This is a genomic window from Candidatus Acidiferrales bacterium (genome assembly GCA_035934015.1).
Classification (GTDB): domain Bacteria; phylum Acidobacteriota; class Terriglobia; order Acidiferrales; family UBA7541; genus DAHUXN01.
The window spans coordinates 192,456-200,209 of record DASYYH010000020.1 but is presented as its reverse complement, the minus strand read 5'-3'; the positions used below and the strand labels follow the sequence as shown (position 1 = coordinate 200,209).

Annotated in this window: 6 protein-coding genes and 1 rRNA gene; 5 read left to right on the top strand and 2 right to left on the bottom strand. The window is 57.1% G+C overall.

The window, feature by feature from the left end; genetic code table 11:
- Positions 1–245, top strand: a 16S ribosomal RNA gene (locus VGR81_10470); the annotation flags it as partial.
- A gap of 255 nt (positions 246–500) precedes the next feature.
- On the opposite strand, the gene VGR81_10465 is transcribed toward VGR81_10470, so the two are convergent.
- Entirely contained in the window at positions 501–2,636 is a 2,136-nt protein-coding gene (locus VGR81_10465) for a DNA methyltransferase (GenBank protein ID HEV2289364.1), read from the bottom strand.
- A 1,018-nt stretch (positions 2,637–3,654) separates the two neighbouring features.
- Here VGR81_10465 and VGR81_10460 point away from each other — a divergent pair.
- Positions 3,655–4,146 (top strand): hypothetical protein, encoded by a 492-nt coding sequence (locus VGR81_10460; GenBank protein ID HEV2289363.1) that lies wholly within the window; start codon positions 3,655–3,657, stop codon positions 4,144–4,146.
- Positions 4,147–4,287: 141 nt separating this feature from the next.
- A complete protein-coding gene (locus VGR81_10455; GenBank protein ID HEV2289362.1) occupies positions 4,288–4,755 on the top strand; it encodes an STAS domain-containing protein in 468 nt (155 codons plus the stop codon).
- Between the two features lie 50 nt (positions 4,756–4,805).
- Here the strand turns inward: VGR81_10455 and VGR81_10450 are convergent, their stop codons facing one another.
- On the bottom strand, positions 4,806–5,864 hold the full coding sequence (locus VGR81_10450) for an acetamidase/formamidase family protein (GenBank protein ID HEV2289361.1): 1,059 nt from the start codon (positions 5,862–5,864) through the stop codon (positions 4,806–4,808).
- A gap of 270 nt (positions 5,865–6,134) precedes the next feature.
- Here VGR81_10450 and VGR81_10445 point away from each other — a divergent pair, with 270 nt between their 5' ends.
- Positions 6,135–7,085 (top strand): diguanylate cyclase, encoded by a 951-nt coding sequence (locus tag VGR81_10445; protein HEV2289360.1) that lies wholly within the window; start codon positions 6,135–6,137, stop codon positions 7,083–7,085.
- A gap of 30 nt (positions 7,086–7,115) precedes the next feature.
- Entirely contained in the window at positions 7,116–7,580 is a 465-nt protein-coding gene (locus tag VGR81_10440; protein HEV2289359.1) for an SRPBCC family protein, read from the top strand.
- Positions 7,581–7,754: the final 174 nt, after the last annotated feature.

Here is a 7,754-nt window from a genome sequence, read left to right as displayed (position 1 = left end):
CAGTTCGGATTGCAGTCTGCAACTCGACTGCATGAAGCCGGAATCGCTAGTAATGGCGCATCAGAACGGCGCCGTGAATACGTTCCCGGGCCTTGTACACACCGCCCGTCACATCACGAAAGTGGGCTGTACTAGAAATCGTCGAGCTAACCGCAAGGAGGCAGACGCTCAAGGTATGGCTCATGATTGGGGTGAAGTCGTAACAAGGTAGCCGTAGGAGAACCTGCGGCTGGATCACCTCCTTTCTAAAGAAAACGGCAGCCCGCCTGTTTGGTACAGCAGGCTTCCGCTGCCCAGCTCGCTTCGGCGAGCAATGCACGCTTCCATGACACCTCATGGCATCGTGCAGCTCGACTCTCAAGGCCGAGCGGGTTCTGACATGTAGCTTCCGATTTATCCTGAGAACGCGTTCGAAGGATCGTCAAAGAGCTTACAGGCAAATGAAAGCCCGCCGGGAAATCGGCGGGCTTTTTCTTTTCTTTAGTTCGCACTCTCTTGACTTATCCGCGGTCACGATATTTTTCCAAGTCTGCTTCGGTAACCTCATCGGGCGGGACCAATTTGTAATGCTTCTCGGAACAAATCACAGGCCCGTCCTCGCTCTCTTCGAACTCAAACAACGCAATCACTCCCTCGGCCATAAACTGCGCAGCGATTGACCTGCATATTAGCGAGGGAAACTTGTGAGCACAGACTGCCAAGTCCTGTTCAATTTGAACGATGCTTAATTTGTCATTACCGCCTTTCGCTTGGACTGGGAGCACGTAATGCGCTCCCTTCTTGTCAACGCCGATGTAAATTTCATCTGTCTCGACCTGTCCCATATTGGGGGCTGTGGTTCGGAGATGGTTTTGCAGCGAGTAGCACGTAACTCCGGTGAAGATGTCCACTAGCCGGTTGTATCTGAGCTTCGCGAGCAATGCTTGTTCGTCACTCAGTGCGTACTTCGCGACGACTCCGGGTGTGGCATCTGGCACCTTCGTCATTGCCATATTTTCGTTCGGGACAATGGGTTTGCTATGCACCAAAACAAGGCGGTACTTCGCCCTTCCGGTTGGTCTGATAATCCACGTTTCGCCTTCGCCAGCTGCTTTGCGAATGCTCTCGGGCAATGCCGCTCGGTATCGGAAGGTGTAAACCAAGTCGCCAAGGTTCTTAGGCACTTCAACTTTCAGGTCTTTGCACACCTTCACGATTTCGTCGCGCTCGAAATCCACTTGGCGCATTCCGGGCCTGAATTTCGTTTGAAAGATTCTTTCAATAATCATGGTGTACGCATTTTTCTGATTCATGGCAGAAGTCCTCGCTCCATTCTTTGGTCCCGGCCAACGCAGCAGCAAAACTTCTTCGCGTAATTGTTCCTTTGTCGCTGTTGCCAAGCGCGTCCTGAACAGATCAATTCCCTCGACTTCGTAGCCGAGAGAGTCCGCGATGCCCGCTAGAAGCTGACCCGTGCGAATCATCACTCGCAGATACGACGCCTGATCGCCGACCACGTAAGCGAGACGAGCGCCAGGACGCAGCGCTGTCCGCAGGTCGGTTAAGTGTCTCTTCATCCCCCCGAAGTAGAGCTTCGTCACCCTTGCGTACAAGCGCTCGAACCCGGAAGTCTTGCCCAAAGCGATGCGGCGTTCCTCGATTGCCTTTGCTATTTCTTGAATCTCATTATGATCAGCGACAAGCTGGTCATCTCGATCGCTCTTGTACACTCCCCTAGTGTTTGACCGCACCAAGTCCTGTTTTAGTGCTCTAAGATCCTGTTTTTTCGTAATGAACCCGAGCAGCACTGATTCCAATCGGGTCGTACGGGTATAGTCCTTCTCATTGGGATAGGGCGGCGAGGTTATGACCGCGTCTATCGAGTTAGGCGGCAAAACTCTAAGCATCTGCCTGGAATCTGCGAGATAGGTCGTCGCATCAGCGGTCTGGATGTTCTGAACAGATCGCAAGTCCTCGGCCATCGTTCGGACGGCGCGCATCCAGAGACTCGTGACTGGGGCATCGTCTCTGGGCCGACCGACTCCGACCTCTGGTCCGAACGTCAGATTGCTGATACCGAAGACAAGCGCTTTTGCTAATGCCAGACGTTCGTAGCGAGAGAACCGCTCATCGCGCATCATCTGAAGAACATCGAGCAGGACTAATGTTCTGTGCAACGGAAGAGGACTGATGGAATTGGCGAGCAGCAATTCTTCTGTTTCGTGCGTCAGTGTCCGAAGCGGCCTACGCGGTTTGCTCTTGGTGAACAAAGGCAAGTCGGCTGGTTCGTCAAACCCATCCGTGTCAAGGATTTCACCGACACCTTCAGCAATCTTTTCCGCGTGATGAAGCAGGCCGTCCGGGTTCGCGCTCCAATCGATCTTCACGCGACTTGCGAAACACGGCACGGGATTGGCTTCTATTCCGATGCTTCCTATGCCGAGTTTCTTGCACTCGACCAGCGTTGTGCCCGTGCCACAGAAAGGGTCGAGAACAACCATTCCTTGATGGACTTCGAGTCGCCTCAGATAATCGCTAACGAGATGTGGTGGATAAGAGAGAACGAATCGATACCAATCGTGAACCGCTGAGTCTTCGGCGCGAAGCTTATTGTTTTCCCTGACCAGAACAAGACTTGTGCCTGTAGCTGCCATCATCTGGTGAACCGTGCGATGCTACCACTGTTCATACGAATCAGGAAGCTGCGGCCGCAGCTAAACGGGCAGGTCCTCATAAGCATTTTCCCCCGTCTCGGCGGAAATGGCGCGGAGCATTCGCCTTTGGTAGCTACTGCACTTCTCCTTCCACAGCCCGTGATCTAGCGCTGCGCGCGACATCGTGCTAACGTTTTCAGAGCGAAAATTCGATGACGCGAGCGGCGGCATACAACAAACCAAACCGTCCCGGAACGCACTCTCTGCGGAAAATAGCGCCCCTACGAAAGGCAAAAAGCAGGTTCCTCGGTCGCGGCAAAAAGCGCCGCGCGTCGGAATGACAGGTTACGGGCTGCGCCAGAAAAAATGGCCGCAAGGCGAGGTCCTTCGCTGCGCTCAGGATGACAACGTAGAGCAGTGGCCTTTCGGCTGCGCTCGGGGTAAACGAGTGGTTAGCGGCGAGTGACGGTAAAAGGAAACAGCAGATTCCTCGTCGTCCCGATAGAAAGCGTCGGGACTCGCTCGGAATGACAGGTTGAAGTGGGTATGGGAGCCCTTCGACAGGCTCAGGGTCAACGCTGCGCGTTGAGAGGAAAAACAGATGGGAGGAAGAGGACCGGGGCACAAGTCGGAGAGGGCGAGGCGGGCGCGACTGGCGAATATGGCGAAGGCGCGGGCGGCGAGGAAGAGAGCGCCGTTGCCGTGGCGGAGCGGGTTGGAGTCGAGGGTGATTGAGCAACTGGTGTGGCAGTGGTGGGTCACAAGCAGTGGCCCTTCGACTCCGCTCAGGATAAACGAGTGGCTAGTGCCCCTTCGCCACGACACTCAGGGCAGGCTAAGTGGCGAGCAAGCAAAGGCAAAAGCAGATTCCCGCCACGGCGGGCAGGCGTCGGTCGCGGCAAAGAGCGCCGCGCCTCGGAATGACAGCTTAGGACAGCGCGACTCTGTGAGTCGCGCGGGCGCAGCAAGCAGCGCCCCTACGACCGCGAAGGTAGACAGAAGAGGCAACGGGCAGTGGACAGTGAATAGTGGTCAGAACAAGGCGCCGAAGCCGTGGGCGAAGTTGCGGGTGGCGCGGCTATTGGGAGTGAGTCATACGTGGGTGAACAAGCTGGTGAAGAGGTTTGAGAAGGACCCGGGCCGGATGCGAAGAAAAATGGCGGCGTTCGCGCCAGCGAATTTGGAGAAGCTAGAGCGGGCGCGGGAGGAGACGCGTCGGCAGCGGGAGCTGGGATGGTTGCGCGAGCCGATCCGGTATCGGCGGGTGAAGGTGAAGCTGTACGGAAAAGAGAAAAAGGTGAGGGTGCCGACGCGAAGGAAAGTGACTAGTGGCGAGTGGTCAGTGACGAGCAAGCAAAGGCAAATGCGGCAGAAGCAGCAGAGCGTGGCACCAGTGCGCTATGCGGAGTTGCCGGCGTGGGCGAGCGGATTGGCGCTGCCGGGAGGCGCGGGGAGCGGGCCGGCGTCGATGGGGAGGCGGCCGGTGAAGTTCGCGTTTCGGCGGCGGCGGTGAATATCTTGCGCGGATGAAGCGCGCAAAAGGAAAAATCACTTCAAGAGTTGCTGAACGAGGCAGTCAGCCCGCCTTTCGGTTTGGCTCAGGCCAAGCGGGCGAAGAAGAGCATCGCAAAGAGACGAAGATGGTGAACCGGAAGTGAATCGCGGGCAAAAAACGTGGTCGGCGAAACACACGGCGCAGGGTAAACTCTTTTTCCGCGCGGCGGACGGAAATTTTCGCTTGCGTGTGCGAACGGCATCCGAGAAAGTATTGCGCGGCGAGGTGCACTTGGTCAGCACAGTTCGACAAATCGGCGCGAAGACAATTATCAGCTTGAAAGGCGCGATGATGGCCGGCGAAACCGAGGAAAATTTCCGGCAGCAGGTGCGCAGCCTGACGGAAAGCGGGCGCAACCGGCTGGCAATCAATCTCACAGGAGTCTTGCAAATGGACAGCTGGGGGATCGGGTCGCTGGTGCGGCAATATCTGCACGTCAAGCGCGCGGGAGGGAAGTGCGTGTTTTTCGCGCCGCCGCGGCACGTGCAGCAACTGCTGAAAACCGCGAAGCTCGATTCCATTATCGAAATTGTGGAGACCGAGCAAGACGCGCTCTCGCGCATCTGAACGCCGCACGCGAAAATCCCTCGCTCATTTCCAACGATCATTTCGAGTCATTATTTCGAATTCGGCGAAACGAAAATCGCCTTCGGCAGCATCATGCTGACGACTTTGTTGCCGTCGACGAGTTCGCTGATGTGCAAATCGCCGGCGACGCTCGATAGCATGTAGGCGTCGTCGCGCGAAAGATGTTTTTCGTGCACGAGGAAATCGATCATCTCGCGCGCGGCCATTTCCGTGGCTTTGTTCAGGTCTTCTTCAATTCCCATGGTGATGTAGTAATCGGGAGTTTCCGCGCGCGGCCAGAGCAGGTGCATGTCCTTGCGGTCAATCAACTGAAACGTGCCGATCAGCGAAGTTTCCATGGCGGTGATGTCAATTTCGCCGTCGCCTTGGCCTGCGTGACCATCGCCCGCCCAGAAAAGCGCGCCGGGAGCGTTGATTGGAATGTAAAGCGTGGTGCCGGCAACGAGCCATTTATTATCCAGATTTCCGGCGTGCATCCACGGCGGAGCGCTGCTGATGTGGCCGGCGGATGGCGGAGGCGCGTCGCCGAGGCTGCCGAAAAACGGATGAAGCGGAATTTCGATTCCGTCGGCGAAATGCGCGAGCATGCGCTGCGCGTCGAGCGGGATGATCTTCATTTTGCCGTAGGGAAAATCGTCGGGAAGAAATCCGCGGCCGGGGCCGAAGGCGTTGTAGGCGTACGGAATGGCGAGACGAATCGCCTGGATGCGGACTTCGAGCACATCGCCGGGCTCGGCGCCCTCGACGTAAACAGGACCCGTAAGAATGTGGCCGCCCGGGCCGCGATCTTTCACTTGATCGAAAACATCGCGCAAAGATTGCTCGACTTGATCGGAAGGAACGCCGGCGCCTTCGAGACGCTTGGGGCTGGAAGTGATGAGCGTTTGAATTTCGACGGTGTCGCCGGAATGAACGCGCAGTACGGGAGGAACATCGGCGGCGTAGTAGCCCCAAGTCACGGTTTTGGGCGAGGCCTTTAGTTGATACGTCGCAGAAGCGGAACCGGCGGCGCCGGATTGCGCGTGCGCAGCGGAGAAAGCGCAGAAAACCGCGCTGAAAAAGCAAAACCATTTATGAATTTTATTCATGGCGCATCCCCTCGCATGGAAATTATGACAGCCGTATTTTCAGAATCGTCGCGGAGTTTATCACAGGGCGGGAAGGACATAGTCGCAGTCTCGTTTCAAACTGGAACAGAGGCAAGAACGGATGCGGGAATGAGGGCCGATAAATTCCGAGTTTGACTGGGCAATTAGCAATTGTGGAGTTGAAATTTCATTTTCCGAGCACCGGTGCGAGTTTGGCCATTCTCCTGCAATGCCTATCCGAGCTTTATGAACGTGAGCGGGAGGAGCGGAGTGAAAGTTCTTGTTGCCGAAGACGAGACCATTTCGCGACGGCTGCTGGAAAAGTGTCTTAGGGCGTGGGGATACGAAACCCTGGCGGCGACGAACGGCACGGAAGCGTGGGAGTTACTTCGGAGCACCGATTCGCCGCGTCTGGCGATACTGGATTGGGTGATGCCGGAGATGGAAGGCGTGGATATTTGCCGGCGCGTGCGGAGCCAATCGGAGAAGCCGTACACGTATCTGATTTTGCTGACATCGCGCAGCGAAAAACAGAATTTGCTGGAGGGGATGAAGGCGGGCGCGGACGACTATCTGGGAAAACCATTCGATGCCGATGAACTGCTCGCGCGGCTGCAAGTTGGCGAACGCATCCTGAAGATGCAGGACGAACTTATCGCCGCGCGGGATCTGCAGCACCATCAGGCCACGCACGACACGCTGACGGGAGTAGCCACGCGGCGCGCGGCGATGGATTTTCTGACGCGGGAACTGGCACGTGCGGCTCGAGAGAACAAACCCGTAGGCGTGGTGATTGCGGACCTGGATCACTTCAAGCAAATCAACGACACGTATGGCCACATGGCGGGAGATATGGTGTTGCAAGAAGCGGCGAAACGGATGTCAGAATCCACGCGAGCTTACGATTGCGTGGGGCGTTTCGGCGGCGAGGAATTTCTGATTATTTTCCCCACGTCAAACGAGGAACTGGCGTTGCGGCAGGCGGAAAGAATCCGCAAAGCAATCGAGGCGACACCGGTGGAGACACGGGAAGGAAGAATCCGCATCACAGCGAGTTTGGGAGTGGCCACAAGCGGTGGCACAGGGAGCGGCGAAATGGCAGAATTGCTGCGCGCGGCGGATCGCGCGCTTTATTGCGCCAAGAGTAAGGGGCGCAACCGTGTCGAGAGGGCGAGCGAGGCCGCCGAGCAACAGCCAGAAGCGTCTCCGCGGACGCTTTAGAGGACGCGCGCTGGCCCGCGAGGAAATTTTGTGGCGGAAACCTTCCTGCGAAGATCGCGCATTGCCGCGCCAGCCGAAAAAGTATTCGAATGGCACGGCAAGCCCGGCGCGCTCGAACGGCTGACGCCGCCATGGGAACACGCGGAAGTGATCGAGCCGGCGCCCGACATTCGCGACGGTTCGCGAGGCGCTCTGCGGGTGCGCGTGGGACCCTTTTCAGTGCGCTGGGAATTCGAGCATCGCGGTTATCAGGAAGGGCGGGAGTTTCAGGACGTGCAGACTGCGGGCCCGTTCCGCCGCTGGGAACATACGCACCGGTTCATTGCCGACGGACCAGACGCTTGCTGGCTCGAGGATTCCATCGTCTACGAATTGCCCTTCGGAGCGCTCGGCGCGGCATTCGGCGGGAGATTTGTGCGGCGGAAACTGGAAAAACTATTTGCCTACCGGCACGAAGAGACGGCGCGTGCACTGGAGGAAGAGAAAAAGTGGTGAAACGCGGAGCGTCTACGAGCGCGCTGGCGACGACGCACCCACCATACGGCACCGAATGGAAAACGTACGCGGCGTGCCATTTTTCGCAATAAGGAATCATTGAAGACGCTCCGGTGAAGCGGAGTTGGTGTACACTGAGGCTTCTTCATAGATACCGCAAGGATGTGTGAAGCG